Origin of the sequence: Nitrospirillum bahiense (assembly GCF_007828025.1) — a bacterium.
GTDB classification, from domain to species: domain Bacteria; phylum Pseudomonadota; class Alphaproteobacteria; order Azospirillales; family Azospirillaceae; genus Nitrospirillum; species Nitrospirillum amazonense.
Window position 1 is genome coordinate 559272 of the sequence record NZ_VITO01000002.1, and the last position, 26109, is coordinate 585380.

25 protein-coding genes are annotated in these 26109 nt (G+C 67.5%); 16 read left to right on the forward strand and 9 right to left on the reverse strand.

Annotated elements, in window-relative coordinates; all coding sequences use genetic code 11:
* Positions 1-70: 70 nt before the first annotated feature.
* Positions 71-1504, forward strand: a complete 1434-nt coding sequence (locus FBZ88_RS05185; RefSeq protein WP_145615700.1) for an MFS transporter — start codon at positions 71-73, stop codon at positions 1502-1504.
* Positions 1505-1589: 85 nt separating this feature from the next.
* Here the strand turns inward: FBZ88_RS05185 and FBZ88_RS05190 are convergent, their stop codons facing one another.
* Positions 1590-2279 (reverse strand): Spy/CpxP family protein refolding chaperone, encoded by a 690-nt coding sequence (locus FBZ88_RS05190; protein WP_145615701.1) that lies wholly within the window; start codon positions 2277-2279, stop codon positions 1590-1592.
* A 227-nt stretch (positions 2280-2506) separates the two neighbouring features.
* Between FBZ88_RS05190 and FBZ88_RS31260 the strand changes: the two genes are divergently transcribed.
* Positions 2507-5224, forward strand: coding sequence for a DUF3369 domain-containing protein (locus tag FBZ88_RS31260; RefSeq protein ID WP_145615702.1), 2718 nt, complete (start codon positions 2507-2509; stop codon positions 5222-5224).
* 93 nt (positions 5225-5317) lie between these two features.
* Here FBZ88_RS31260 and FBZ88_RS05200 read toward each other — a convergent pair whose 3' ends face one another.
* The 4 genes from FBZ88_RS05200 to FBZ88_RS05215 form a co-directional block, all read right to left on the reverse strand.
* Positions 5318-6145, reverse strand: coding sequence for a ProQ/FINO family protein (locus FBZ88_RS05200; protein ID WP_186464211.1), 828 nt, complete (start codon positions 6143-6145; stop codon positions 5318-5320).
* A 592-nt stretch (positions 6146-6737) separates the two neighbouring features.
* The gene (locus FBZ88_RS05205; RefSeq protein ID WP_044560789.1) at positions 6738-7148 is read right to left on the reverse strand and encodes a helix-turn-helix domain-containing protein; all 411 of its coding nucleotides are present in this window, start codon (positions 7146-7148) and stop codon (positions 6738-6740) included.
* Between the two features lie 623 nt (positions 7149-7771).
* Positions 7772-9667 carry a methyl-accepting chemotaxis protein gene (locus tag FBZ88_RS05210; RefSeq protein ID WP_186464212.1) on the reverse strand — a complete coding sequence of 632 codons (1896 nt, stop codon included), beginning with the start codon at positions 9665-9667 and terminating at the stop codon, positions 7772-7774.
* Between the two features lie 187 nt (positions 9668-9854).
* On the reverse strand, positions 9855-11096 hold the full coding sequence (locus FBZ88_RS05215; protein ID WP_211102520.1) for an acyltransferase family protein: 1242 nt from the start codon (positions 11094-11096) through the stop codon (positions 9855-9857).
* 173 nt (positions 11097-11269) lie between these two features.
* Here FBZ88_RS05215 and FBZ88_RS05220 point away from each other — a divergent pair, with 173 nt between their 5' ends.
* Together FBZ88_RS05220 and FBZ88_RS05225 are read left to right on the forward strand one after the other, a co-directional pair.
* Complete coding sequence (locus tag FBZ88_RS05220; RefSeq protein ID WP_186464213.1) at positions 11270-12139, forward strand: LytTR family DNA-binding domain-containing protein; 870 nt, start codon at positions 11270-11272, stop codon at positions 12137-12139.
* Between the two features lie 246 nt (positions 12140-12385).
* Positions 12386-13345, forward strand: coding sequence for a PAS domain S-box protein (locus tag FBZ88_RS05225; RefSeq protein ID WP_145615706.1), 960 nt, complete (start codon positions 12386-12388; stop codon positions 13343-13345).
* Between the two features lie 17 nt (positions 13346-13362).
* On the opposite strand, the gene FBZ88_RS05230 is transcribed toward FBZ88_RS05225, so the two are convergent.
* Positions 13363-14586, reverse strand: coding sequence for an acyltransferase family protein (locus FBZ88_RS05230; RefSeq protein WP_145615707.1), 1224 nt, complete (start codon positions 14584-14586; stop codon positions 13363-13365).
* A 133-nt stretch (positions 14587-14719) separates the two neighbouring features.
* Between FBZ88_RS05230 and FBZ88_RS05235 the strand changes: the two genes are divergently transcribed.
* Positions 14720-15622, forward strand: coding sequence for a LytTR family DNA-binding domain-containing protein (locus tag FBZ88_RS05235; protein ID WP_145615708.1), 903 nt, complete (start codon positions 14720-14722; stop codon positions 15620-15622).
* A 1-nt stretch (position 15623) separates the two neighbouring features.
* Here FBZ88_RS05235 and FBZ88_RS05240 read toward each other — a convergent pair whose 3' ends face one another.
* Both FBZ88_RS05240 and FBZ88_RS05245 read right to left on the reverse strand, forming a co-directional pair.
* Positions 15624-16589, reverse strand: coding sequence for an alpha/beta hydrolase (locus tag FBZ88_RS05240; protein ID WP_145615709.1), 966 nt, complete (start codon positions 16587-16589; stop codon positions 15624-15626).
* A 14-nt stretch (positions 16590-16603) separates the two neighbouring features.
* Entirely contained in the window at positions 16604-17779 is a 1176-nt protein-coding gene (locus FBZ88_RS05245; RefSeq protein ID WP_145615710.1) for a glycosyltransferase family 4 protein, read from the reverse strand.
* Between the two features lie 319 nt (positions 17780-18098).
* On the opposite strand from FBZ88_RS05245, the gene FBZ88_RS05250 reads away from it, so the two are divergent.
* The 7 genes from FBZ88_RS05250 to FBZ88_RS05280 all read left to right on the forward strand — a co-directional run bounded on the left by FBZ88_RS05250 (position 18099) and on the right by FBZ88_RS05280 (position 23356).
* Positions 18099-18527, forward strand: coding sequence for a VOC family protein (locus tag FBZ88_RS05250; RefSeq protein ID WP_145609379.1), 429 nt, complete (start codon positions 18099-18101; stop codon positions 18525-18527).
* Positions 18528-18688: 161 nt separating this feature from the next.
* A complete protein-coding gene (locus FBZ88_RS05255; protein WP_211102522.1) occupies positions 18689-19774 on the forward strand; it encodes a serine hydrolase domain-containing protein in 1086 nt (361 codons plus the stop codon).
* A gap of 129 nt (positions 19775-19903) precedes the next feature.
* Positions 19904-20293 carry a YciI family protein gene (locus tag FBZ88_RS05260; RefSeq protein WP_145615711.1) on the forward strand — a complete coding sequence of 130 codons (390 nt, stop codon included), beginning with the start codon at positions 19904-19906 and terminating at the stop codon, positions 20291-20293.
* A 4-nt stretch (positions 20294-20297) separates the two neighbouring features.
* The gene (locus tag FBZ88_RS05265; protein WP_145615712.1) at positions 20298-21572 is read left to right on the forward strand and encodes an RNA polymerase sigma factor; all 1275 of its coding nucleotides are present in this window, start codon (positions 20298-20300) and stop codon (positions 21570-21572) included.
* 104 nt (positions 21573-21676) lie between these two features.
* Positions 21677-22147, forward strand: coding sequence for a VOC family protein (locus FBZ88_RS05270; RefSeq protein ID WP_145615713.1), 471 nt, complete (start codon positions 21677-21679; stop codon positions 22145-22147).
* Positions 22148-22181: 34 nt separating this feature from the next.
* On the forward strand, positions 22182-22733 hold the full coding sequence (locus tag FBZ88_RS05275) for an SRPBCC family protein (protein WP_145615714.1): 552 nt from the start codon (positions 22182-22184) through the stop codon (positions 22731-22733).
* A gap of 71 nt (positions 22734-22804) precedes the next feature.
* Positions 22805-23356, forward strand: a complete 552-nt coding sequence (locus FBZ88_RS05280) for a type 1 glutamine amidotransferase domain-containing protein (RefSeq protein WP_145615715.1) — start codon at positions 22805-22807, stop codon at positions 23354-23356.
* Positions 23357-23445: 89 nt separating this feature from the next.
* Here FBZ88_RS05280 and FBZ88_RS05285 read toward each other — a convergent pair whose 3' ends face one another.
* Positions 23446-23673, reverse strand: coding sequence for a hypothetical protein (locus tag FBZ88_RS05285; protein ID WP_004274474.1), 228 nt, complete (start codon positions 23671-23673; stop codon positions 23446-23448).
* A 450-nt stretch (positions 23674-24123) separates the two neighbouring features.
* Here FBZ88_RS05285 and FBZ88_RS05290 point away from each other — a divergent pair, with 450 nt between their 5' ends.
* The 4 genes from FBZ88_RS05290 (at position 24124) to FBZ88_RS05305 (ending at position 25765) form a co-directional block, all read left to right on the forward strand.
* The gene (locus FBZ88_RS05290) at positions 24124-24702 is read left to right on the forward strand and encodes a sigma-70 family RNA polymerase sigma factor (RefSeq protein ID WP_145615716.1); all 579 of its coding nucleotides are present in this window, start codon (positions 24124-24126) and stop codon (positions 24700-24702) included.
* A gap of 316 nt (positions 24703-25018) precedes the next feature.
* Positions 25019-25174: a DUF3309 family protein gene (locus FBZ88_RS05295; RefSeq protein ID WP_004274473.1), complete on the forward strand. Its 156-nt coding sequence runs from the start codon at positions 25019-25021 to the stop codon at positions 25172-25174.
* Between the two features lie 40 nt (positions 25175-25214).
* On the forward strand, positions 25215-25505 hold the full coding sequence (locus FBZ88_RS05300; protein WP_145615717.1) for a hypothetical protein: 291 nt from the start codon (positions 25215-25217) through the stop codon (positions 25503-25505).
* Between the two features lie 23 nt (positions 25506-25528).
* Entirely contained in the window at positions 25529-25765 is a 237-nt protein-coding gene (locus FBZ88_RS05305) for a hypothetical protein (protein WP_145615718.1), read from the forward strand.
* Positions 25766-26109 lie beyond the last annotated feature (344 nt).

Here is a 26109-nt window from a genome sequence, read left to right on the forward strand (position 1 = left end):
ATTTTCCAATTAATAACTTGGAAAAAATCATCCAGCAGGTCAAGGATAAGCCCGCGAGGAAAGCCACCCCATGTCCGTTAACCCCCGACCCGACCCCACCGAGACGCCCCAGCCCCCCGCCGTCTCGGTCTTCCAGCTCTTTTCCCCCAGACTGTTGCCGGCCACGCTGATGCTGGGCGGCGGCGTCACCCTGTTCGCGGTGGAAACCTATGTCACCGCCACGGTGGCGCCCTCCATCGTGCGCGACATCGGCGGGCTGGAGCTGTTCGCCTGGGTCACCACGCTGTATGTCGCGGCGGCGGTGCTGGGGTCCTTGTTCGTGGCCTTGCGGCCCCGGACATTGGGCCTGCGCGGCGTCTACACCGTGGGCGCCCTGGTGTTCAGCGCCGGCAGCCTGGTCTGCGGCCTGGCGCCGTCCATGCCCGTGGTGCTGCTGGGGCGCACGGTGCAGGGCCTGGGGGCCGGCATGCTGTCGGGACTCGCCTACGCCTTCATCCGGCATGTCTATCCTGAGCCGCTGTGGCGCAAGGCCTCGACCCTCTATGCCGCCATCTGGGGGGTGGCCACCTTCCTCGGCCCTACCGCCGGCGGCCTGTTCGCCGATGGATCCGCCTGGCGCTGGGGCTTTTTCATCCTGCTGCCACCAGCCTTGATCATGGCGCTGTCCGCCCCGCGCCTGCTGCCCCGGGTGGCGGATGAGCGTGCCGACGCCCGCGCACCCCTGGTGCAGATCGGCCTGCTGCTGGCGGCGGTGCTGCTGGTCAGCACGGCGGGAACGGAAGAGCGCGGCGACCTGAAGGCCGGGCTGCTGGCGGGGTCGCTGGCTCTGTTCGCCGCCATGCTGGTGGTGGAACGCCGTGCGCCCCTCCGCCTGCTGCCCCAGGGAGCGGCGCTGCTGGGCCAGCCCATCGCCCGGCTGTATCTCATCATGTTCGGTCTGATCGTCACCGTCTCCAGCGATGTCTACATCCCCTATTTCCTGCAGACCCTGCACGGTGTGGCGCCACTGGCCTCAGGGTATCTGGTGGCGCTGGTGGCGCTGGGCTGGACGCTGACCGCCTTTTTCACCGGCACGCTCAGCGGCGGACGGGCGGTGCTGGCCATCAGCGCCGGCTGTGCGCTGGAAGCGGGCGCGACGCTGGCCTTGGCCCCCGTGCTGGGTGGTTCCGGAGCCTGGGACGACCCGGCTTCCCTGCTGCCCGCGATCCTCGCCATGCTGGCCATGGGCGGCGGCGTGGGCCTGTGCTGGGCCCATTTGGTGGCGGGCGTCCTGAAGCGGGCAGGGGAGGCGGAGCAGGACAAGGCGTCGGCCGCCATCGCCACCATGCAATCCCTGGGTGGGGCCCTCGGCGCCGCCTTGTCCGGCGTCATCGCCAACAGCGCCGGCCTGGTCGACCCAGGCGGCATCATCGGTGGCCAGTCGGCCGCCCACTGGCTGTTCCTGTTGATGGCGGTGCCCGGCGCCATCGCCTGCCTGGTGTCGCTGGTGCCCAACCGCGCCTAGGTGTCCCACACATAAATAAAGCGGCGGCGGATCCCAACGATCCGCCGCCGCCTTCATTCACATGGTCCCAACCGTCCGGTCAGGATCAGTTGGCATCGTCGGGCAGATCCGGCGGGGGCGGCATGTCGCCGTCGTCATCGCCGTCCGGGCCCGGACGGCCGGGGCCGCCGTGCATGCCCTGGTCACCGGGACCGGGGCCACCGAAGCGGCCGCCGCCGAAGCCGTGATGGCCGCCGAAGCCGTGCGGACCATGATGCGGGCCGATGGCCCGCGCCAGCATGGTGTCGGCCTTTTCCTTCTGCTCCGGGGTGAAGCTGGCGTACAGCGGCGCCAGCACGGCCTTCATCTCGCTGATGTGCTTGGCGTGTTCGGCCGCCATCTTCTCGGCGCGGTCCAGGCGGTCGGTCAGCGAGGGCGGGGCGGGGCGCTCGACCGGCTGGCCGGCCTTACGGGCGGCCTCGATCTGCTCCCAACGCGCCTTGTGCTCGGCCTCGAACTTCTCGGCCTTCTGCTTCATTTCCTCGGCATTGGCGCGAACGACGGCCTCGAACTTCTTCCACTGCCCTTCCTGGGCGGCAGTGATTTTCAGTTCGGCCTTCAAGAAGGCCAGTCGGCCATCCACATGTTCCCACGGACCGCCGCGATGGTGCTCATGCGCCATCGCCATCGGAGCCGGATGGGAGGTGGTGTCCTGGGCTAAGGCGCCTGCCGCCACACCGACGGCAAAGACACCGACCGCCAGGGTCGAAAGGAGTTGGGTACGGAAGCGGGACATGGATCTACAAGCCTCGTCAGGTTCGTCTTCGCCGTTCTAGAACCGGCTAAGCGGATATACGGGCCAACGTGGAAAAGCTGTCGCCGAACGCTGATGAAACCTTAAGAGGAATGTCCCGATTGGGGTATCTGCGTTAGTCTGATGTGACAAGCCATCTCGCGATACAGGGGTGGCGCAGAGGGGGACCGCCGGCAGAAAGGCGTGTTTCCCCAAGGGGAAGAGGGCAGATGCAGGGTATGGACGAGGAGCCCATGTGGCGGGAGGAGGATGACGGCGGAGCCGACTCACGGCGGCCGGACGTCTTGCCCCCCTGGAAGATCCTTGTCATCGACGACGACGCCGAAGTCCACGCCCTGACCCGCATGGTCCTGAACCGTCTGCGCTTCCGCGACCGCAAGGTGGATATACTGTCCGCCCATTCCGGGGCGGAGGGGTTCCGGATATTGGCGGAGGTGCCGGACATCGCCGTCGTACTGCTGGACGTGGTGATGGAAACCGACGACGCTGGCCTGGTGCTGGCCCGCCGCATCCGCCGCGACCTGGGCAACGAAGCGACGCGCATCATCCTGCGTACCGGGCAGCCGGGCATGGCACCGGAGGAACAAGTCATCGTCGACTACGACATCGACGATTACCGCCCCAAGGCGGACCTCAGCGCCGCGCGCCTCACCACCACCATCATCACCGCCCTGCGGTCCTACGGCCACATCATGGCGCTGGAGGAGAACAGGCGCGGCCTGGAACGCATCATCGACAGCGCCGCCACCCTGTTCCAAATCCGATCCATGCGTGACTTCGCCACCGGTGTCCTGACCCAGGTGGGCAGCTTTCTCAGTTGCGGCCCCCTGGGCGTGGTCTGCGTGCACGCGCTGGAGGGGCAGCCCCTGGGCGTGCTGGCCGCCAGCGGCGTCTACGCCTACCTGAACGACCAGGCGGACGCGCCGATACCCGGCGCCGAGTTGATCGAGCGGGCGCTCAGCACCAAACGGTCCCTGTTCGTGGATGACCTCAGCGTGCTGCACATTTCCAGCCGGGAGGTGGGGCGCACGGTGGTGTTGATCAAGGCGCAGGACCCGCCCTCCAACATGGACCAGCGGCTGCTGGAGCTGTTCGCCACCAAGATCCCGGCCGGCTTCGACAATGTCAGCCTGCTGGAAGGGCTGGAGGGCGACGTGGCCCGCCGCACGCGGGACCTGAAGGCCACCAACGCCATGCTGACGGAAAAGCAGGAGCGGCTGGAGCGCCAGGCCCATGACCTGGCGGTGCTAGCCCGCGACCTGGACCGCGCGCGCGTCCAGGCCCAAGCCGCCAGCCAGAGCAAATCGGAATTCCTGGCCAATATGAGCCATGAGATCCGCACCCCCATGAACGGTGTCATGGGCATGGTGCAACTGCTGTTGGACACGCCGCTGAACGAAGAGCAGCGGGGGTTCACCCAGGCCATCCGCGAAAGCGCCGAGGCCCTGCTGGGCGTCATCGACGACATCCTGGACATCTCCAAGCTGGAGGCGGGCAAGGTCGACCTGGACATCGTCGACTTCTCCCTGGGCGGCCTGCTGGACGGTGTCGCCACCATCCTGGCGCCCCGGGCGCGGGAAAAGGGCCTGGCCTTCCGCACGCAACTGCTGGGGGGCGATGACCATAGCGGCGATCTGGACGCCGGCGGCCGGCTGGTGCTGGTACGGGGCGATCCCACCCGCCTGCGCCAGGTCCTGGTCAACCTGGTGGGCAACGCCATCAAGTTCACCCTGCGCGGCGAGGTCAACGTCAGCTTGGCGCTGACGCCGCAGACGCGCGCCAACGGCCGTGCCGGCCTCAGCCTGCGGGGGGAGGTGAGGGACACCGGCATCGGCGTCAATGCCGAGCAAGCGGCCCGCCTGTTCGAGAGCTTCAGCCAGGCCGACACCTCGATCACCCGGCGTTTCGGTGGCACGGGTTTGGGGCTGGCCATTTGCCGCCAGTTGGTGGAACTGATGGGCGGCACCATTGGCGTGTCCAGCCAACCCGGCGCCGGCAGCACCTTCTGGTTCACGGTACCGCTGGAACCGGCGGAACAGCCCTTCCAGGAGGGGTTCACGGCGCCCTTGCCCGCCAGCCGCCCGTCCCCCGCGGTCTGGGGCGGCAGTGGCGCGCCACCCACGCCGGCGGAAGGCCGCGGCGTGGGGCGCTGTGTCCTGCTGGTGGAAGACAACCCTGTGAACCAGGAGGTGGCCAGCCTGATGCTGGCCAAGGAAGGGTTCGAGGCGGTACTGGTGCAGGACGGGGTCGACGCGCTGGAGGCGGTGCGCTGCCGCCGCTTCGACCTGGTGCTGATGGACATCCAGATGCCGCGCATGGACGGCATCGAGGCCACGCGGCGCATGCGCGCCATGGGCGCCCGCATGCCCATCATCGCCATCACCGCCAACGCCATGGCGGGCATGCGTGAGGAATATCTGGCGGCCGGCATGGACGACTATGTCGCCAAGCCCTTCGACCGGGGCCATTTCATCGGCAAGGTGGTGCACTGGGCCTGCGGCCAGGCCGCCGAACCGGAGACTCCGCCGGAACCCGTGGCCTCGGTGCCGCCCTTGTTCGGCATCCTGGCGGAGGACAGGCTGGGTGAATTGGCCGCCATGGCGGCACGCCCGGACTTCATCCGCATCGTCAGCGGCTTCCTCTCCCTGGGCAAGCAGCGGGTGGAAACGCTGGCGGAAGCGGCGCGCAACCGCGACCTGAAGGCCCTGCGCGCGGAGTCGCACGACCTGATGGCCACCGCCGGCACCTGCGGCCTGATCCGCCTGCAGGATCTGGCCATGGCCCTGCATGAGGCCTGCGTGGCGGCGGACCTGGACCGTGCCGTGGCCGTCGCCCAGTCGGCGGTGGAGTTCGGGCGGCAGGATTGGGAGTTGCTGCGCGAGCGCTTCCTCTCCGACGCCGAGGAACCACCTCCGCCGCCCACTTGATCCTGGGTCCTGGATCAAGGCACAGACAAAAACGGCCTCCCCGGTGGTCGGGGAGGCCGGTTCATGAGGCCGGGATGCCTTTAAGGACGGTGCTTACTGGAACGTGGTGTCCAGGGCGCGCAGGGTCCACAGGGCCTGCTCACGCTCCTCGGGCTCGATGCGTTCCGCCCGGCCGCCATCCAGGGTGACGCGGCGGGTGTTGCGCACCACGGCGGCCAGATAGGCCGGGTGGGCGCGATAGACGAACAGGAAGGACTCGGCGGCGGCGATCAACTCGGCGTCGCCGAGCGCCCGGGCCAATTCCTTTTCCACCGTCAGGCTCAGCGGCACCGGATCCTCGGGGAAAGCCTCGGGGAAGCGGCGGCTCAGCTGCGCATGCACATTGGCCAGGTCTTCCGGCAGTTCCAGCGCCGTGCCCGCGACACGGGGCAGGGAGATGGTGGCGCCGTCGAAATCGTTCACCACCACGCGCGGCGGCCACAGGACGTGCGGCCGGTCGCTGGCGTCATCCTCACGGCCGCGGCCGCCATGAGCGGGGCGCCCGCCGGGACGGCCGCGCTGCTCACCGCCGTGGGGGCGGCTGTCCCGGTTGTCCTGGTAACGGTTTTCCAGGGCCCGGTAGTTGGGTCGGAAATCGCTGTCCGGGCGCTCATAATCATGATGCGCCGGACGGTAGGGCGCGTCGCCGCGAGACTGGCGGCGCTCCCCGAACTCCTGGTCCGGCTGGCGGTCGCCCCGGTCGAAGCGACCGGTGTCACGATCGGCGTGGCCGCCGCTGCGGCTGCGTACCGGCGCAGGGGCCCGTTCCAGGACGACGACGCGTTTTGTTGCGCCGCGGTCACCGACGGTGCCGCGCTGCGCGGCGTCGAGAGTCAGTTTAGTTTCAAAGCCCAGCGGCTTCTTGAGAGATAAAGTTGTCATGGCATCCATCCCGGCTCAAGGCAACGATACCAGCTTTTTGCTGCGGTGCCGCAACCAGAAAGTCAGTTCCAAGCCCTCGTTTGGTGCAGCCTTGATTTAACCAGCGTGCATGACCCGAGCCTTCGCGTGCCAAGGTCGTGCCATCCGGTCGCCATCCACCCCAACCGCAGGGGCGGAGGCGGACGAAAACATTAATGAAACCGGAGACGAAACGAATAATGGCATGGAAGCGGCTGGTGGCGACCCCTGTTCGGTATCGTCGTGCCCCATGACCATCACTATCTGCCCCAGCGGTTAAGGAAAGTTTTACAAGGCTCACGTGTAACGGCAGGCCCCCACAGTCTTCCTGTTTTCTGCCTGCATGTCCGCTGCGCGCGCGTTGCAGGGCGGGCAATGGTCCCTAGCCTTGGTCAGCCCTTTGCGCAAGCCGGGCGAAGACATCAGCCAGGACGGCGACTCCAAACAAAAAGCCGGAGGATGACGGTCGCGTCATCCTCCGGCTTCTTCAATTGATCCGCACCGTGGATGGTTCCGAACCATGCCGCAATGCAAAACGGATAGGCTCAACGGCCTTTGAGGGCCGCCTTTGGCATCAGCCGTTATGGTTGGCCAGCGACTTGGCCAAGGCCATGATGCTGTCGCGCACCGAGCTTTCGGTGATACGGGAATAGGCCCGCACCAGTTCCAGGGTCTCGCGCCGCTCACTGGGCGGACGGCCGCCTTCCACCGCCGCCTCGATGGCCGGCGCCGGGATTTGGCCCTGGGGGCCCAGGCCGTCGAAGAAGAAGCTGATGGGAACGTCCAGCACTTGGGCGATCTTGTGCAGCATGGAGGCCGAGATGCGGTTGGCGCCGCGCTCGTACTTCTGCACCTGCTGGAAGGTCAGTCCGATGGCCTCGCCCAGCTTCTCCTGGCTCATGCCGATAAGGGTGCGGCGCAGGCGCACGCGCCCGCCGACATAACTGTCCACGCTGGTGCCAGTCTCTTCCTCGGCCGCCAGCATGGTGCGCTTGCGGGTCTTGCCCCGGCCGGTGTTCGGCTTGTCCGTCGTCGTCATTTCCTAAATCCTATCTCTCGTGAGGGGGCGAGGCAGTCTCCCCAGGATATCCACGGGAATTGTGGCCATCTTGGGGACTTGGCCTCTCTGACCACCGCCATCAAGGGCCGATACACGGCACCCCCAGCACGGGATCGTCGCCAATTCCGCCGCCCAGGTCCGCCACCCGCGTCTGGTATCCGCGCTCAACCATCAGGGAAGGCGACGCCGCGAATAAAGAAAGGGGCCGAACCAGGGCAGTCCATATAAGGACATCGTAAACAAGTTTACATACGGTAAATAAGGGAATTCCCTTATTCCTGATAGACTACAAAGTAGGGGATAGGGTTGCTGCCGGCATCCCTGTCCTGCAGAGGTAGTTCTTTCCCCCGCCGGCTGCGGGTCCCCTGGTCCCACCCCCGCCAAAAAGGTGCAGCACATCGCCGCGCGTGCGCGGGCAAAGGGTATAGGCCCCGCCGAACGCGCCGGGCGCCGAACGGTCCCCAAACGCCAACGGGGCGCGACCTTGGCCGCGCCCCGTCCCGACTCGCAAGATATGAGGTGATGCCGCCCTGCGGGGCGGCTATGGCTCAGGCCGCGACGATGGCCGACAGGAAGTCGGATACGGCGCGTTGCAACTCCTTGGCCTGCACCGACAGGTCGCTGCTGGCGGTGAACACCTGGTTGGTGGCCAGGCCCGTGTCGTTCGCGGCGCGGGCCACGGTGCCGATATCGCCGCCGACGCGGGTGACGCCCTGTGCCGCGTCCGTCATGGTGACGGCGATGGCCTGGGTGGCGCGTGCCTGGTCGGTGATGGTGCGGGCGATGCCGTCGTTCACCTGGTCGATGCGCATCACCGCCGCCACGATCTCACGGAAAGCCTGAACCGCCTGGGCGATGGCGGCCTGCATGGCGGCGATTTCCTGCTGGATGTCCTGCGTGGCCTGGGCCGTCTGGCCGGCCAGGCCCTTGACCTCACTGGCCACCACGGCGAAGCCGCGGCCAGCTTCGCCGGCACGCGCCGCCTCGATGGTGGCGTTCAGCGCCAGCAGGTTGGTCTGGCCAGCGATGGTCTGGATCAGGGCCACGACGTCGGTGATGCGGCGCGAGGCCGCCGTCAGCCGCTCGATCAGCTCGCTGGTGCCCTTGGTGCTGTCGGCGGTGGTACGGGCCAATTTGGCGGCCTCGGCCACGCTTTCCAGCACGTCGGCCGTGGTGGCGCGCAGCTGCTCGGCCGCGCTCACGGCCCCCTGAATGGTGCCGTTGGCCGATTGGGCGGCCGTCTCGGCGGCGCTGGCGGCGGTGGAGGCGCCGGCGGCGGTGCGCGACACGGCCCGCGCCGTTTCCACCAGGCCATGAGCGGCCTCGGTGACCGAGCCCAGGATGCGGCCGGCCTTGGTCTCGAAGGTGTGGGCCGTGTCCTCCAGGGCGCGGCGGCGCATTTCCTCGGCCCGCGCGCGTTCCTGGTCCCGCTCCACGTTCAGGCGCTCCACGGCGCGGGCGTTGTCACGAAAGACGGACAGGCTGTCCACCATCTCCCCAATCTCATCCTTGCGGGCGGCGGGCAAGGCCACGTCCAGCTGGCCGCCCGCCAGGTCCCGGGTGGCCCCGGCCACGGCCAGCAGGGGGGAAAGCACGCCGCGCATCAGGAACAGGGCCGCCAGACCACACAGGATCAAGCCGAGCGCCGTGCTGGCCTGAATGCCGTGGTTCAGATCATCGATGACGCCCAGGGCCGTCTGATTGCCCGCGCGCACCTGGGCCTGGTCGCCTTTGGCCACCAGCTTCATCGCCTCCGCCATGCGGTCCAGATGGTCGTTCAGCCCGTCAACCTGGGCCGAAAGCTTCAACAGCTGGTCCGCCGGGGCGACGGTTTTGCCTGCCAGCGGCTTCAACGCCATGGCGGTTTCCTGCAGGGCGTCGAACTGGGTCTTGGCCATCTGCACCTTGGTGGCCACGTCCCCCAGCGGGTTGTTCTCAGCAGTGCCGCCCGCGCGCTCCCGCGCGGCTACGCGGCGCACCTCTTCCAGGCCGGCGGCGTAGGTGGTGGCGATGGCCCGTAGGGAGTTGTTCAGCTCCGCCGGTTCCGCCACGGAGAGGGTCCCCATCAGCGTCTGGGTCAGCAGCACCTGCACCTGCATGTTCTTCAGGGTGGCGGCCAAGCCCAGGTCGGCCATGGCGCCATCGGTCTGGGCAGTGGTGCCTTCCAGGATGGCGCGGGACTGACGGGCGATGCCGATGCCGATGGCGCTTTGCAGCAGGACCAGGAAAAGCAGCGTGCCGCCCACGGCCATGAACTTGGACCGCAGCCGCGTGGGGCGTGGCACCAGGCGGCCCAGCAGCCGCCAGAAACCCGCCAGGACGGGGGCCACGGCCGCGCCAGCCCGGCTATTCAGCGCGCGGGACAGGCGGGCGCGCAGGGCGATCCGAAGGGCCGAGAGGCGGGTGACAAGGAAGGCAAGGCGGGCGGGGGGCGTCTGGCGCATGGGGGCGGCCATCCTGGCAGGGGCAAGGGTGCCCAAAGGCCGGGGAAGGGCCTGGGCGGGACCACCTTACAAACCGCCCCGGTCACCGGATAATCACAGCTCTGTTAAATTTGGGTTTAAACTTTGCGACAGACGAAGAAAGTTTTCAGAAAAAGCAATCCTATCTTGAGGATAGCTTATCCAATGATCAGGCCTGCGCCGGTTGTGTCTGGCTTTGCGTCTGCACCTCACCAGTCTCCAGGGCGATCTTGGATGGCGGTGGCAGGCGTTTGAGACCGAACCATGGCCGCAAGAAATTGACACGGCGGACGATCTCATAAGTGGCGAAGCATCCGGCGAAGGTGATGACGACCAGGATGGCCGCCTCCAGCCCCTGCGGCAGGCCCAGGGGCGCCAGGTTATGCCCCGCCACCACGGTGATGGTCTGGTGGACCAGGTAGAAGGGGAAGACGGCCTGCACCAGGTACCGCAACACGGGACCGTCACGGTTCAGGTGGCGGGCACCAAAGCCCAGCGCGGCGACGATGGCGCCCCATTGCTGGGCGGCATAGACGAGGCGCATCGCGGCGCGCATGCCCAGCGGGGCGGGCGGCGCGCCGAAGGGGTAGACCCAGGTGTAATAGGCCACCACGGCGTAGGCGGGCACGGCCAGGGCCAGCCCCCACCAGCGCCAACGGATGAAACCGTCCCGCAGGGGGAGGGACTTGGCGATCAGGAAGCCGAAAAGGAAGGCGGTGAACGACAGGACATGATTGTACCAGTCGTGCAGCATCCAGTGGGTGATGGCGAAGCGCAGCTGAAGCATGTCCAGCGCACACAGCGCCAGGAAGGGCAGGACCATCAGCCGCCAGCCCACCAGCCGCGCCTCCAGCTGGGTCCCCGCCGCCCGCAGCCGATCCCCCGCCAGCCCCAGCAGCACCGACAGCCCCAGGCTGTAGGCCAGCAGATAGGACACGAACCACATATGGTTATAGGTGGGGGTCGTCAGGCAATCATTGACCCGGCACCAGTGGCCCGTGCCGCTGAGGTACTTCAGGTAAAAGGCCGGATAGTAGGTCTCAACCGGCGTCACTGCCTGCTCGATCACCTGGTAGTAGGTCTGCGGCGGCACCAGGACCAGCACGGCGAAGACCAAGGGCGGCACGAGACGGGCCAGCCGCGCCTTGGTCAGGGCGGCCACCGTCATCTTGTCGGCCATGAAACGGGTCGCGGCCCCCGATACGAGGAACAACAGGCTGAGACGCCAGGGGCTGGTCGCCATCAGCACCGGCGCCATGGCCGGCACTTCGTGCGGGCTTTTCACATGCCATTCCCAAGGCCCGTAGAACATGCCCACGTGGAACACGATCAAGGTGAAGAACGCCAGAACCCGGATCCAGTCCAAGTCGGGACGGCGGGTGACGGCTGGCGCAGGACGGGAAGGCATCATGTTCTTTCGGCCCCTGGTCGTAAGACATGTGGCGGCTGCCCGCGCCACTGCCCTAGGCTGACCTTAAGGAGGGGAGCTGACCATTTCCCTGACGCGAGCGGCGGGCTTTCCGGGGCCGATGGGGACGGATGGTTGGCCGGCAGGGCCAAGCGGATGAAAAAATGAGACCGGCGGTGGATCGTTTGTCAGTCTTCTGGAGTACGCCCAGCCTGAAAGCCTGGGCCCTCGTGTGGTTGGGTTTCGCCTTTCTCCCCACCACCATCAACGCCTTCGCGCTGTTGACGGAATATCAGCGGACGAACCAGGACATCCCCGCCTGGGAACCCTTCCTGCGGGAGTATTCCAGCGGCGTGGCCCTGCTGCTGGTGCTGCCCCTGGTGCGCTGGTCCATCAACCACACGCCGGGCTGGGCGGAGGCGCCGCTGCGCTGCGCGGTCCAGTTCCTGGGTACGGCCCTGGCCTTCAGCACGCTGCACCTGGCGGCGATGACCGTGCTGCGCATGGCCGCCTATGGCGCGCTGGGGCAAAGCTACGCCGTGGACGACCTGCGGGACGACCTGCCGTATGAGTTCCGCAAGGATCTGCTGACCTATCTGCTGATCGTGCTGGTGGTGGTGGGTGTGCGCCACCTGATCCGCCTGTCGCGGTCGCTGGCCCTGGTGGAGGCGGCGGCGGCAAGCGCGGCGGCCCAGACCATGGAAGGACAGGCCCCACCAGCAACGGCGGCGGAACCGGCGCGCATAGAGCTGAAGGTGGGATCGCGACGGGTGTACCTGGCACCGGCGGACATCCTGGTGGTGCGCTCGGCCGGCAATTACATCGAGGTGGTGACCGCCGGGACCGTCCACCTGGTGCGCCGTACGCTGGCGGATTTCCAGGCGGAATTGCCGCCACCGGACTTCGCGCGGGTTCATCGCTCCCATGTGGTGAACCGGGGCGCCATCGTCCGTATCGATAGCCGGCCCTCCGGCGACATGGACTTGACGTTGACCAACGGCGCCACCATCCCGGCCAGCCGCCGCTATAAATCAGAGTTATTCTAGAATAGATGTATGTCCAAGCGATTATCTGCCGCAGCACCGCGCCAGCCGGGGGTATAGGTCTAAGGTCCGTTTGAAGTGCGGCCATCCATTGGGCCAGACTGCCGACGTCGACGGGGACCCTACTTTTCTAGCGGGTTTCACACCTTCCTCAAAAGTGTCCACGGCGACGGGCGCCCGAAATCCGGCCCAGCCGGCGTTGGTCGGCGTTAACCTTGTTTTTGGGTTGGTTGGAGGCACTGCCGACCGATGGAAGCCTTGTCCCCGCACGCCATTCTGGCCGCGATCGTCGACTCGTCGGACGACGCCATCATCAGCAAGACGCTGGACGGCACCGTCACCAGTTGGAACGCGGCGGCGGAGCGTCTGTTCGGCTACACCGCCGATGAAATGATCGGCCGCAACATCGCGGTGCTGGCCCCCCCTGGGCGCGAGGCGGAGATGCCCAGCATCCTCGCCCGCCTGAAACAGGGGGAGCGCGTCAGCCATTTTGAGACGCTGCGCCGTCACAAGGATGGCCACACGCTGGAAATCTCGCTGACCGTCTCGCCTTTGCGCGACGCTGACGGCAACCTGATCGGCGCGTCCAAGATCGCCCGCGACATCTCGCAGCATCGCCGCTCTGAACGCCAGATCTCCTTCCTGATGCAGGAGGTCGACCATCGCGCCAAGAACGCGCTGGCGGTGGTGCAATCCATCCTGCGGCTGACGCGGGCGGACTCGGTGGACGACTTCGTCGCCCTGGTGGAGGGACGCATCTCCGCGCTCGCCGCCATACACAGCCAGGTGGCCAGCCGCCAGTGGGTGGGCACCGACATGGACAGCCTGGCCCACATCTCCTTCGATCCCTTCGATCCCAGCGGCGCCCGCGTCACCCGGAGCGGACCGCAGACGGTGCTGGGCCCGCAGGCCTCGCAGGCGCTGGGCCTGGCGCTGTACGAACTGGCGGGCAACGCCGCCCGCTATGGCGCCCTGAATCATCCGGACGGCCACGTCGATCTGTCGTGGCAGAGCGACGACAACGCGCTGTCGGTCAACTGGCGCGAATGGGGCCTGCATGACATCCGCCCACCGATGCGCAAGGGCTTCGGCCTGACCGTGTGCCAGCTGTTGCTGGCGGGGCAGTTGGGCGGGCGTCTGGACTTCGACTGGCAGGAGGGCGGTCTGGCCCTGGGCATCAGCCTGCCGCGCGCCAACCTGATGAACTGACGTTCCCGGGTCGGGCCTCAGGCCGCCTGCGCTTGTGCCTCCAAGCGCACGGCCGGCCGGGGCTTCAGCCCGAACCAGGGCCGCAGCGGGTTCACCCTCCGCACCGCCTCGTAAACCGCAAGGCAGGTGGCGAAGGTGCCCAGAATCAGCAGGGGCGCCTCCAGCCCCTGGGGCAGGCCCGCCTTGGCCAAGTAATGGCCCAGGACGACGGTCGCCGTCTGATGCACCAGATAGAAAGGGAACACGGCCGGCACCAGATAGCGCAGGGCGGCGCTGTCGCGGGTCAGATGGCGGGCGCCGAAACCCAGCACGGCGGCGATGGCGGCCCATTGATCCGCCGCATAGACGAAGCGCATGACGGCGCGCAAGGCCTCGGGCGGCACCGCATCGTCCGCGCGGTAGGCCCAGGCATAGGTGGCGAAGACGGCGTAGGCGGGCAGGGCCACCAGCAGCGCCGGCCAGCGCAGGCGTAAGAAGCCCTGACGCAGCGTTTCCGACTTCGCCATCAAGAAGCCGAACAGGAAGGCGCTGAACGACAGGGCGTGGTCGTACCAGTCGTTGACGATCCAGTGCGTCATGGGAAAGCGGTCCAACAGGGCATAACGGATCAGGCCCAGGAACAGGAGGGGCAGCACCAGCAGGCGCCAGCCACCCAAGGCCAATTCCATGCCACGCTCCAGCCGCCTCAGCAGTTCCCTCCCGACAGCCAGCAGGCCGCACAGCACCAGGGTGTAGGCCAGCAGATAGGCCACAAACCACATGTGGTTATAGGTCGGGGTCGCCAGGCAGTCCGTCCCCCGGCACCAATGGCCGCTGCCGGTGACGTATTTCAGGTAAAAGGCCGCGTAGGGCAGGGCCTGATCCGGCACCTTCTCCACGATCTCGAAAAAGCTCTGCGGCGGCACGATGACGAAGATGGCCAGCAGCAGGGGCGGCAGCAGCCGGGCCACCCGGGCCCGGGTCAGCGCCCCCACCGCCATCTTGTCGGCTATGACCATCTTGTCCGCCAGGAAACGTGTCGCAGCACCCGAGACCAGGAACAGCAGCGTCAACCGCCATGGGCTGGTCAGCATCATGATGGGTTCCAGCGCCGGAACCGTATGCGGGCTTTTCACGTGCCAGTCCCACGGCACGTAGAACATGCCCACGTGATAGAGGATCAGCAGGAAGAAGGCGATGACGCGGATCCAGTCCAGGTCATACCGGCGTGTCGAGAGGGGTGAAGGGGCGGAAACGGACATCGGCGTCGCATCCTCATGATCAGGCTGGCCGGGGCACCGGCGATGGCGCTACGCTGCCATCCGGCCGCCGGCGCCCCCAAGAGGCGAGGGCGCGGGCGGCGGGATAAAGGGCGCGGATGGGGATTGAACGGCGATGTCCACGGCACCAGCGGCGGAAAGGGCGGCGCAGGCGGTGATGCTGCCGGGATGGCGGCTGTCGGCGCGCGCCACCTGGGCGCTGGTGTGGCTGGTCTTCTATTTCCTGCCCACCACCATCAACGTGCTGTCCGTCCTGTCGGAGCATAAGCGGGACGGCCGCCCCATCGCCGCGTGGGAGCCGATGTGCTGGGAATATTCCAGCGCGTTGGGTGGCCTGGCGGCGCTGCCGCTGGTCTATCTCGGGATCAGGCGGGCGCCGGGTTGGGCGCGGGCGCCGCTGCGCACCCTGGGCCTGCATCTGCTGCTGATGATCGCCTATGGCGTCGTACACATCAGCCTGATGATGGGCATTCGTGTCATCGTGTATGCCCTGGTGGGCGGCCACTATCATAGCGCCGGCAGTTGGGCCGACATCTTCCTCTACGAGGTCCGCAAGGACGCGCTGACGTATCTGATCGCCGCCGCCATCCTGACCATGGGGCGGCAGTTGGTGCGGCTGTCGCGCGTGGTGGCGCTGGTGGAGGCGCAGCAGGCCGCGGCGGTTTCAGCGCCAGCGGCTGCGCCGGCCGCTGTAGAACCTCCGGCCCGCCTGGAATTGAAGGTCGGCACCCGCCGGGTGTTCGTGGCACCGGAGGAGATCATCCAGGTCAGCGCCGCCGGCAAGTATGTCGAGGTCATGACGGCGGAGCGGGTGCATTTGGTCCGCCGTTCCCTGGCCGACATCCAGGCCGACCTGCCGCCCCGCCTGTTCGTGCGCGTCCACCGCTCCCGCCTGCTGAATCGCGCCACCATCCAGCGCGTGGACAGCCGCCCCTCCGGCGACCTGGACATCACCCTGACCACCGGCCTGACGGTAACCGCCAGCCGGCGCTACAAGGCGGAACTGCTGGAGGTTTGACCTACTGCCCATTCCCCCGCACGAAGCGGACAATAGCGCTGGTGATTCCGGGGTTGATGGCCAGGCCGGGATCGGTGTAGGTGGCCAGGTTGCCGGCGCGGTCGTTCAGGGGCGCGTTCTTCATCATGTGGTTCACCCCCTCCAGCCGCTCCAGCCGCACGCCCTGGCGGGCCTGGGACAGGCGGACGGCGTCCGACATGTCGATCTGAATGTCGTTGGTTCCCTGCAACACCAGCACGGGCTGGCTGGTGCGGGCCAGTTCCGCTGCCGGATCGATGGTCAGTTCCGAGATCAGGTAGGGTTGGATGCTGGGGCGGAACAGGCTCATCAACGGCGGCGGCACCTTGGCCACCGGCCGGCCTTGCTCCAGCTGGGTGATGGCGTCCAACGCTGCCCGCTGTACGTCCAGAGCCAAGTCCGTACGCGGCAGCTGCTGGCGCATCATGTCGCCGTACGTGCGGCCGGGGGTGGCCACCAGGATCAGGCCCGCCACCGGCACCTCCTCGGCCAGCAGGATGGCGGTCAGCCCGCCCTCGCTATGGCCCAGCAGGAAGAGGGGGCCAATGCCTGGCTGCGCGCGCAGGAAGGCCAGCCACTGGCCGGTGTCCTGCACATAGGTGTTCAGCCGCAGGTCCTCTTCCCGCATCAGGGCGGCCTTGCTGGCGCCCACGCCGCGCTTGTCGATGCGCAGGCTGGCGATGCCCTTCAGGGCCAGGGATTGGGCCAACTGGCGCAGGGCGTCGGTGCGCAGCGACGGGCCGTTGCCGTTGCGGTCCACCGGACCGGAGGCGGGCACCATCAGTACGGCGGGGATGGGCCCGGGCGGTGCCGTGTCCGGCATCTGCAACGTGCCGGCCAATGGGCCCGGGCCGCCGTTGATCGTGACCTCCTGCTCCATCGCGCCGGCCCGGCCCGTGGCGAGCAGGGCGACCAGCAGCAGAACCCGTTTCCAACGCCGCGCGCGCATCCTCCGTCCTCCGCTTACAGTCCGCCATCCCGGCGCGGGACCGGCACCGGGGTTACCAGGCCCAGGTAAAGGTCGCGCATGCGCCGGCCCACCTCGGCCTCACCGAACTCCGGATCCACCACGCCACGGCTGGCCAGGCCCAACCGGCGGCGCAGGGCCGCGTCCTGCGCCAAGCGGGCCAGCACGGCCGCCAGCGCCTCCGGATCGCGGGGCGGGGCCAGCAGGGCGTTGCGCCCCTCCACCGCCACCTCGCGACTGCCCGGCACGTCGGTCGCCACGATGGCACGGCCGCAGGCCGCCGCCTCCAGCAGGCTTTTGGGCACGCCTTCGCCGCCCCGTGAGGCCAGCACGGCGATGCCGGCGCGGGCCCAGACGGTGCGCACGTCGCTGACAGCGCCCAGCCATTCTATGCCGGGCTCTGCCGCCCAGGTGTCCAGGGTCGCCTGGGGGATGGCGGCCGGGCTGTCGGTGTCGGGCGCGCCCGCCAGGATCAGACGCAGGTCGGTGCCCTGGGCACGCGCGAGACGCACGGCGGCCACCAGATCCTCCACCCCCTTCAGGGTCAGCATGCGCGAGACCTGGGCGCAGGTAACGGGCCCCAGGGGTTCCGCCAGTTCCTCATAATGCGTCAGGTCGACACCTGACCCGCGGATCAGGCGCGACGCCGGCGGCCGGGGCCAGCCGGCGGCCAGCAGGGCGGCGTCGTCGCTGTTCTGCACCACCAGAGCCTGGCCCCGGCGCCAACCGGCGGCGTTCAGCGCCAGGCGCAAGAGCACCCGGCCCAAGGCCGCCTTGGTTCCCGTGCCCGACAGGCCCAGGCCCAGCCCGGCCAGGGTGGCGACCACCCGGGTGTCGCGCAGGCCGGCCAGGAACAGCGCGAAGCCGCCCAGCACCGTGGGCTTCACCGCAATGTGGTGGATGATGGTGGGTCGTTCCCGGCGGTAGAGCCGCGCCAGGCGGCGAATGTCGCCCAGGGCGCTCAAGGGGTTGAAACTGCCGCGCCGCCAGGGCAGGGGGATGACGCGAAACCCCTCCGCCGCGATGGCCGGCCCATCCTTGGCCACCCGGCAAGCCACGGCGACGTCGAACCCGGCGTCGCGGGCCGCCCGCGCTGTCGGCAGACGGTGGGACCGGAAATACCAGTCTTCCGTCACGACGAACAGCAAAGTGGGGCGGGGGGCGTCAGGCATGATGACCAAGGCGGCGTCCACTCAGGTAATGGCAGGGAACAGGGGGCGAGTTCTACCGGTTTTCCGACTGCCTGTCGTATACGTCCTATCGGATAATGAACCCGTCTCGGGTAGGGCACACGACGGGCGCTGGTTCGCCCGCGCCTTGGGACTGACCACCGGCCCGGCCTGATGTACTATTTTGCCGGCAGGGACGGTATGTGCCGCATCGACGCCACGGTGCCGGATACACCAACCTGAAGCGATATCTAACGTGAGACTCACCGAACAAACTGATGGTTTTATTCTATAATAATCAATCTTAAGAAAGTGGATGAAGATGACGCAGCGCCCACGTTTCCACCTGGCCTTCCCCGTTCATGACCTGGCCGCCGCCCGCGCCTTCTATGGGGAGCTGCTGGGCTGCCCCGAGGGGCGCAGCTCGCCGGAATGGGTGGATTTCGACCTCTACGGTCATCAGATCGTGGCCCACCTGGTGCCGGGCAAGGCGGCGGCGCCCAGCGACGATCACAACCCGGTGGACGGCCACGAGGTACCGGTGCCCCACTTCGGCCTGATCCTGGCCTGGGACGACTGGACCGCCCTGGCCGATCGCCTGCGCGACGGCGGGCAGACCTTCGTCATCGAGCCTTATGTCCGCTTCAAGGGCCAGGTGGGGGAGCAAGGCACCATGTTCCTGTACGACCCCAGCGGCAATGCCTTGGAATTCAAGGCGTTTCGTGATGAATCTCTGATCTTCGCCAAGTAACCACCCGTAACAAGTAACCGCCCGTAACCGGCGGCGGCCTTTGTTGCAGGGCCGGGGAAAATTGCTACGGCATTGCAACACTTGCGTTTCTTGGGCTTCCCGGTCCCGCCGCCCCATGGTGTCCTGTCCCCACACGGCCTTTCTTAAGGTGGGGAGCGAACATGAGACGGACGTTGTGGGGGGTGCCGGTGATGGCCGCCGCCCTGGCCCTGGGCGGCAGCGCCCTGGCGGCGGAGCCCAAAGACATCCGGGCGGCCCTGGACCAGGCGGTCCCCGGCTTGTTGGCCGGCGCCAAGGTGCCCAGCGTTTCCATCGCCGAGATCGAGGATGGCAAGGTCGCGCTGACCGCCGCCTATGGCGAGCAAAGTCCCGGCGTGCGCGCCACGCCGGCCACGCTGTACAACATCGCCTCGCTGACCAAGCCCATAACGGCGGAGGTGGTGCTGCGCCTGGCCGCGCGGAAGACGGTGTCGCTGGACGCGCCCATGGCCGACTACTGGACCGATCCCGACATCGCCAATGACGACCGCCGGCAGCTGCTGACCCCGCGCCTGGCGCTCAGCCACCAGACGGGATTCCCCAACTGGCGGGGGCAAGGCAAGCCGCTGGCCTTCCAGTTCACGCCCGGCACCTCCTACGGCTATTCGGGGGAGGGCTACCAGTACGTCGCCCGCTATGTGGAGAAGAAGACGGGGCAGGATTTCGAGAGCCTGGCCCAGGCCGTCCTGTTCAAGCCGGCAGGCATGAACGACACCGCCAGCGGGCACAAGTCTTGGTTCGACGGCCGCGTCGCCGTGCCCACGGACGCGTCCGGCAAGGCGCTGGAGCCGGGCTACGCCACCACGTACAATGCCGCCGACCTGATCTACACCACCGCTGGCGACTACGCCCGCTTCATCACCAGCGTGATGAGGGACCAGGATTTGACCACAAGCCTGGCCGCCGACCGCCGCCACATCCAGGTCAGCCAGAGGACGGAGATGTGCGCCGGCGCGAAGGCCGCCACCTGCCCGGCCGAGGCCGGCTTCGGCCTGGGCTGGCAGGTGCTGGAGTTCAACGGCGAGACCGTGATGATGCACACCGGCCGGGACGAGGGGGTTGCCACCTTCGCGTGGTACAGCCCGACCACCCGCAAGGGGGCGGTGTTCCTGACCAACAGCGACAACGGTTTCCAACTGGTGCTGCCGGTGTTCGAGGCCCTGGGCGCCAGCCCTACCTTCCTGGCCTACCTGCGCGGGCAGTCTTGACCGGTACGGGGTCTTAGGTCGGCATTACACCGAAGATTTTTCCGGCGGCGGTGTCGGATCCGGGCATACTCGGCCGTCCTGGGGAAGAACCGGTTTCAAACCGGCCGTCCCGCCGCTGGAGGATCACCCATGCTGTACGCCATCCTGTGCTATCACCGCGAAGACGTCGTCGGTTCCTGGACCAAGGAGGAGGATGACGCCGTGATGGCCAAGCTGTCGGTGGTGCATGAGAAACTGGCGCGCGAGGGCCGCCTGGGCCCTGTGGCCCGGCTGCTGCCCACGACGGCCGCCACCACGTTGCGCAAGGATAGCGACCCGCCGCTGGTGATCGACGGCCCCTTCGCCGAAACCAAGGAACAGCTGCTGGGCTTCTACCTGGTGGAAGGCGAGACGCTGGAGCAAGTCCTGGACACGGCCCGCGAGCTGGGCCGCGCCAACCCCGGCGGCAGCTACGAGATCCGTCCGGTGGGCCTTTACCATCCGGCGCCGGCCCCCACTGCCACTGCCACCGGGGCGTGAGATCATGGCCGAGGGCGCGGACATGGCCTGGATCAACACCGCGCTGACGGCCGCCCGGCCCCAGGCGATGGGGGCCTTGCTGCGCTATTTCCGCGACCTGGACACGGCGGAGGAAGCCTTCCAGGAGGCCTCCCTGCGCGCCTTGAAAGCCTGGCCGCGCAACGGTCCGCCGCGCGATCCCGCCGCCTGGCTGATCTTCGTCGGACGGAACGCCGCCCTGGACACGGTGCGCCGCCTGGCGCGCCAGCAGCCCCTGCCGGACGAGGACACGCTGACCGACGGCGATGGCGGCGAGGAGGATGCCGAGGCCGAACTGGCGGAACGCCTGGACGGCGCGGGCTACCGGGACGACATCCTGCGCCTGCTGTTCATCTGCTGCCCGCCGGACCTGCCGGCCACGCAGCAGATCGCCGTGGCCCTGCGCATCGTCTCCGGCCTCAGCGTGGCGGAGATCGCGCGTGCCTTCCTGGTCAGCGACAGCGCCATGGAACAGCGCATCACCCGGGCCAAGGCGCGCATCACCCGATCGGGCGTGCCGTTCGAGACCCCCGGCGCACCGGAGCGGGCGGCGCGGCTGGGTGCCGTCGCCGCCATGCTCTACCTGCTGTTCAACGAGGGCTATTCCGCCGGCGGCGATACGACGGAACGCCGGGCACCCCTGGCGCATGAAGCCATCCGCCTGGCCCGCCTGCTGCTGCGCCTGTTCCCGTCGGAACCGGAGATCATGGGCCTGCTGGCGCTGATGCTGCTGCAACAGGCGCGATCCGCCGCCCGCTTCGACGGCGAGGGCAACCTGGTACTGCTGGAGGACCAGGACCGCGGCCGCTGGAACGCCCCCATGATCGCGGAGGGCCTGGCCCTGATCGACAAGGCCATGCGCCACGGCCAGCCCACGCCCTATCTGGTGCAAGCGGCCATCTCCGCCCTGCATGCCCGGGCGGCCACGGCGGCCGAGACGGACTGGACGCAGATCGACCTGTTGTACGCCACGCTGGAACACATCCAGCCCTCGCCGGTGGTGACGCTGAACCGTTCAGTCGCCACGGCCAAGGTGCGGGGACCGGCGGCGGCCCTGGCCATGATCGAGCCCCTGGGCGAGCGGCTGGCGGGTTACTTCCACTTCTTCGGGGTAAAGGGTGCCTATCTGACCCAGCTGGGCCGCACGGCGGAGGCGCGGGTAGCCTTCGATCGCGCCATCGCCCTGGCCCATACGCCGGCGGAGGCGGCCCACATCCGCCAGCATCTGGATCGGCTGGTACGCGACGCCGCGCCAATTTGAGAAAAAATGCCGGTCCCCTGTCGGCACGGGAATGCGGCCACCGTCCTTGGGGCAAGCCCGCGTCCCCGCGTGGCCCACACAGTTAAAAATGGGAGAGCACAACCATGTCCGATACCGTTCAGCCCATTCAGCAGGGCGTCATCCCCCATTTGGTGGTCCGCGACGCCAAGGCGGCGCTGGCCTTCTACGTCCAGGGCCTGGGCGCGGAGGAGGTGTTCCGCATGCCGGCCGAAGACGGCGAGCGCCTGCTGCATGCGGAGATCCGCGTGAATGGCGCCCGCCTGTTCCTGCGCGACGACTTTCCCGAATACCGGGCGGAGCACGGCGGCACCAGCGCCCCGCCGGATCTGTTGAAGGGCACCAGCGCGGTCCTGCACCTGGAGGTGCCCAACTGCGACGCCGCCATGGAGCGAGCGGTGGCGGCCGGCGCCACGGTCACCATGCCGGCCATGGACGCCTTCTGGGGCGCCCGCTACGGCCAGGTGGCCGACCCCTTCGGCCATCTGTGGAGCTTCGCCCATCCGTTGGCAGCGCCCGGTGAGCCGTGCCCGCTGGCCGCCGGCCAAGCCGGCTGATACCCGACACACGACAGCAGAAGGACCCGGCACCATGACCGAGACCCCCGAATTCCGCCTGTCCCGCCGCTTCGCCGCCAACCCCTGCCTGCTGTGGTCAGCCTATACCGAGCCGGAGAGGCTGCGCCTGTGGTGGGGGCCCAAGGGTTTCACCTGGGTGCGCGGCGACCTGGACCTGCGGCCCGGCGGGACCTTCTTCTATGGCATGAAGCCGCCGGCCGGGGCCGGTGACTTCACCATGTGGGGCAAGTGGACCTTCCGCGAGATCACCGCCCCCACACCATCGACGCCGGGCCTGATGTCCTTCCTCGTCTCCTTCACCGACGCCGAGGGCATGCCGGTGCGCCACCCCATGAGCCCAACTTGGCCGCTGGAGGTGCTGAGCACCACCGCCTTCGTCGCCGACGGCGGCGCCACCCACCTGGACTGCACCGCCGTGCCGGTCAACGCCACGGCGGAGGAGGAGGCCACTTTCGCCGCCGGCATGGACAGCATGCGCCAGGGCTGGGGCGGCACGCTGGATCAACTGGATGACTACCTGGCGCGGGCGCAGGCGGCCGAGGTCCAGCCGGCGGCGCCCCAATAGGCGGGGAACCGTGGGGGCGGGCGGGGGTTGTTCGCCCGACTCTCCGCCCCCCAGCAAAAGGAACGCCAGTTATGGCCGACATCCACGACGCCCGCATCCTGATCCTGGCCGCCAACGGCTTTGAGCAATCCGAACTGACCGTCCCCCGGGATGAGCTGCGCAAAGCCGGCGCCAAGGTTGACGTGGCCACCCCGGACGGCAAGCCCATCCGCGGCTGGGACCACACCGACTGGGGCGAGACGGTAGAGGCCGACTTGCGCATCGCCGACACCAAGGTGGAGGATTACCACGCCGTGGTGTTGCCTGGAGGTCAGATCAATCCTGACCTGCTGCGGGTGAATCCGGACGCCATGAGCCGCGTGACGGGCTTTCTGGACAGCGGCAAGGTAGTGGCCGCCATTTGTCACGGCCCTTGGTTGCTGGTGGAGGCCGATGCCCTGCACGGCCGTCGCGTCACCTCCTACAAGTCCATACGCAAGGACGTTGAGAACGCCGGCGGCGACTGGGTGGACGAAGAGGTGGTGGTGGACAACGGCGTCATCACCAGCCGGTCCCCGGATGACCTGCCGGCCTTCGTCGCCAAGATCATCGAGGAGGTGGGCGAGGGCCGGCACGCGCGCTGAGCCGGCCTGATACCCCAACATGAAAAGGCCGGTACCCGCAACGGGACCGGCCTTTTCGGTGTTCAGGCGCCGCCGGGGTAACGGACGGCTTAATTCAGCAGGGTTTTCCCCTGCAAGTGAGCGAGCAGGGCATGGATCTCGGGGGGCAGGGGCTCGGCAACAGCGTCACAGAACATCTCCCGGATCCGTTCATCCACCGCGTCTTGGACGATGTCGAAGGGGGTGGCATAGGCCGCCGCCGTCGAATAGCCCGCCGCCACAACGGGCGTCAGAGCCGGAGTGCGCTGAAACTCAATGCTTTTCTGCCGCTTGGTCATGACATCCTTCCCAAAAGCCCGGGCTATGCCCTTCGCACCATGACTAAAGCGGCCAGCGGCGGCTTTGTTCCACGGCGGCAACGGTATAGCCGCCCTTACCGTGTAAGCCGGCCGGCAGGGGACTGCGGCGATGGGCGTAGGGCAGGGGCCGGCCGGTACCGCAAAATTTCCCTTCCCCTCCTTTGAACAGACTAGCCCTGCGCTTGTCGCGGCGGCATGCCGGATAATCGGATGGTCATAGTCCATCCGTTAAATAGACCGAATAAATACAGCGATAAACCTAGGGATTTTCCCGAAATATGGAGAGACGCTGGCAGCGGCGTTTGCTTATAGTAACCCAAGAAGACAGACGAATTCGGGGAATTACCGAACCCATTATCGCCCGCATCCACTTGCGATTTCTTTAACAAGAATAAAATCGCAGCGGGCTTTCACAAAAAGGTGTGACCCATGCCATCCGCTGAGACATCGCCCACCTTTCGTGACGAACTGGTCAAGCTGATCCCCGCCATGCGGGCCTTCGCACGGTCGCTGACCAACAACGCCGCCGACACCGACGACTTGGTGCAGGATGCCATCGTCCGCGCTTGGTCCCATGCGGGCCAGTTCACCCCAGGGACCAATTTGCGCGCCTGGCTCTTCACCATCCTGCGCAACCGGTACTACTCCGTCGCCAAACACCAGCAGCGCGAGGTGGGCGACCCGGACGGTGTCCACACCGCGCGGCTGACCATCAGCCCCGCGCAGGAATGGGGCATCGCCGGCCGTGAGCTGAAGGCGGCGCTGATGAAGCTGCCCGTGGAACAGCGCGAGGCGCTGGTCCTGGTGGGCGGCGCCGGCGCCAGCTATGAGGAGGCGGCCGAGATCTGCGGCTGCGCCCTGGGCACCATCAAAAGCCGCGTGAACCGTGGGCGAGCCCGGCTGGCCGACATCATGGGCATGGACCCGGGCGATACCGGCCTCGGCGCCCCCACGGGCATGGCCACATCCAGCGCCTGGGATGCCAGCCATCCGGTGAGCAGCCACTGACCTGACGAAGCGAAATCAATCACCTGGCATAAGGATTTAGGTGAAGTGCCTGACAGGAAACCTTGGTCGCGGGACGCCAACCAGTGGAAACGAATGTCCACGCAATGGCTGACGGCCCAGCGACACGCCCCCATCCGCCTGGCCGATCGCCGTGCGCATGCCGAACCGATCGGGGACGGAGCCGGGGAGGGCGATTATGCGCCCACGCCGCGTCCAGCACTTCCCCTAGAGGTCTCGGCACCTTCTATCGCCGCCTGACGGACATGCCCGCGGCAAGACGGGCAAAAACAGTCCATCCCCAACGGAGGATCACCCCATGCTCGGCACCATCCTGCTTGTTGTCCTGGTCCTGTTGCTGCTGGGGGCCATTCCCAGCTGGCCCTACAGCCGCGGCTGGGGCTACGGCCCCAGTGGCCTGTTGAGCATCGTGCTCATCGTCGTCCTGGTGCTGGTGCTGACCGGCAGGGTGTAGCCGGCCGGATATCCTCACAGGCCTTGAAAGGAGACGCATCATGACCGCCGTACATGAGGCCCTTCCGGACATCGACACGCTGCTGGGCGACGTGTCCCGTTATTTCGAGACGCCGCACGACCTGGTCGTCACCGACCGCCTGAACCGGGCGGAAAAGATCCTGCTGCTGCGCCATTGGGAACATGACCTGCAGCTGCTCATGGTGGCGAGCGAGGAGAACATGACCACCGACCTGCCGCCGACGACAGCCCACCAACTGTCCGAAGTCAAGTCTGCCCTGGCGGCGCTAGGCGACGTGTCCGTACCCTCGGGGCCGGCCAAGGTCGGCTAAGCCCGCCTCATAAGGATCATCCCATGTCCAACCGCAATGAAGGCGAGGGCAACCGTACCGCGACCCGTGCCTACGACAAGCACGCCCGCGATTTCGTAGCGACGGGGCAGGTGGCGGAAAAGGCCCGTGCGGCGGCCGACGCCGTCGATGGCCCGGAAGGCCGCGACCTGGAACAGGCCGAGGCGCGCGGCAAAGCCCACGCCCGAGAAGAAGACAGGCTGCTGCGCCCCAGCGCTTCCAAGCACGATTCCGAACGCTAACGGTGCCAGCCGATGAACGACCAAAGACGCCGGTCATGGAGGCCGGCGCCTTTGGCCTGTCGGCTCATCACCACCCAGCCCATCACCAACCTCCCAGCTGGCACCACCCAACCGGAAGACTGACACTTCTATTTTGCTCAGGACTGACATTTTAACTTTGCGGGTGGGCTCAAGTCGAAGCGCGACAAGGCTTTTTCATCCTAACCAACCGCCCCAAGTTCCGCGAGCTTGGCGTGGAAGACCTCCGCCGGCGTTCGGTAGTTAAGGCATCGGCGAGGCGTCGCATTGAGGCGCTCGCACAGAGCCGACAGTGCGCCGGGGGATCGATCCCCCGGCGCACTGTC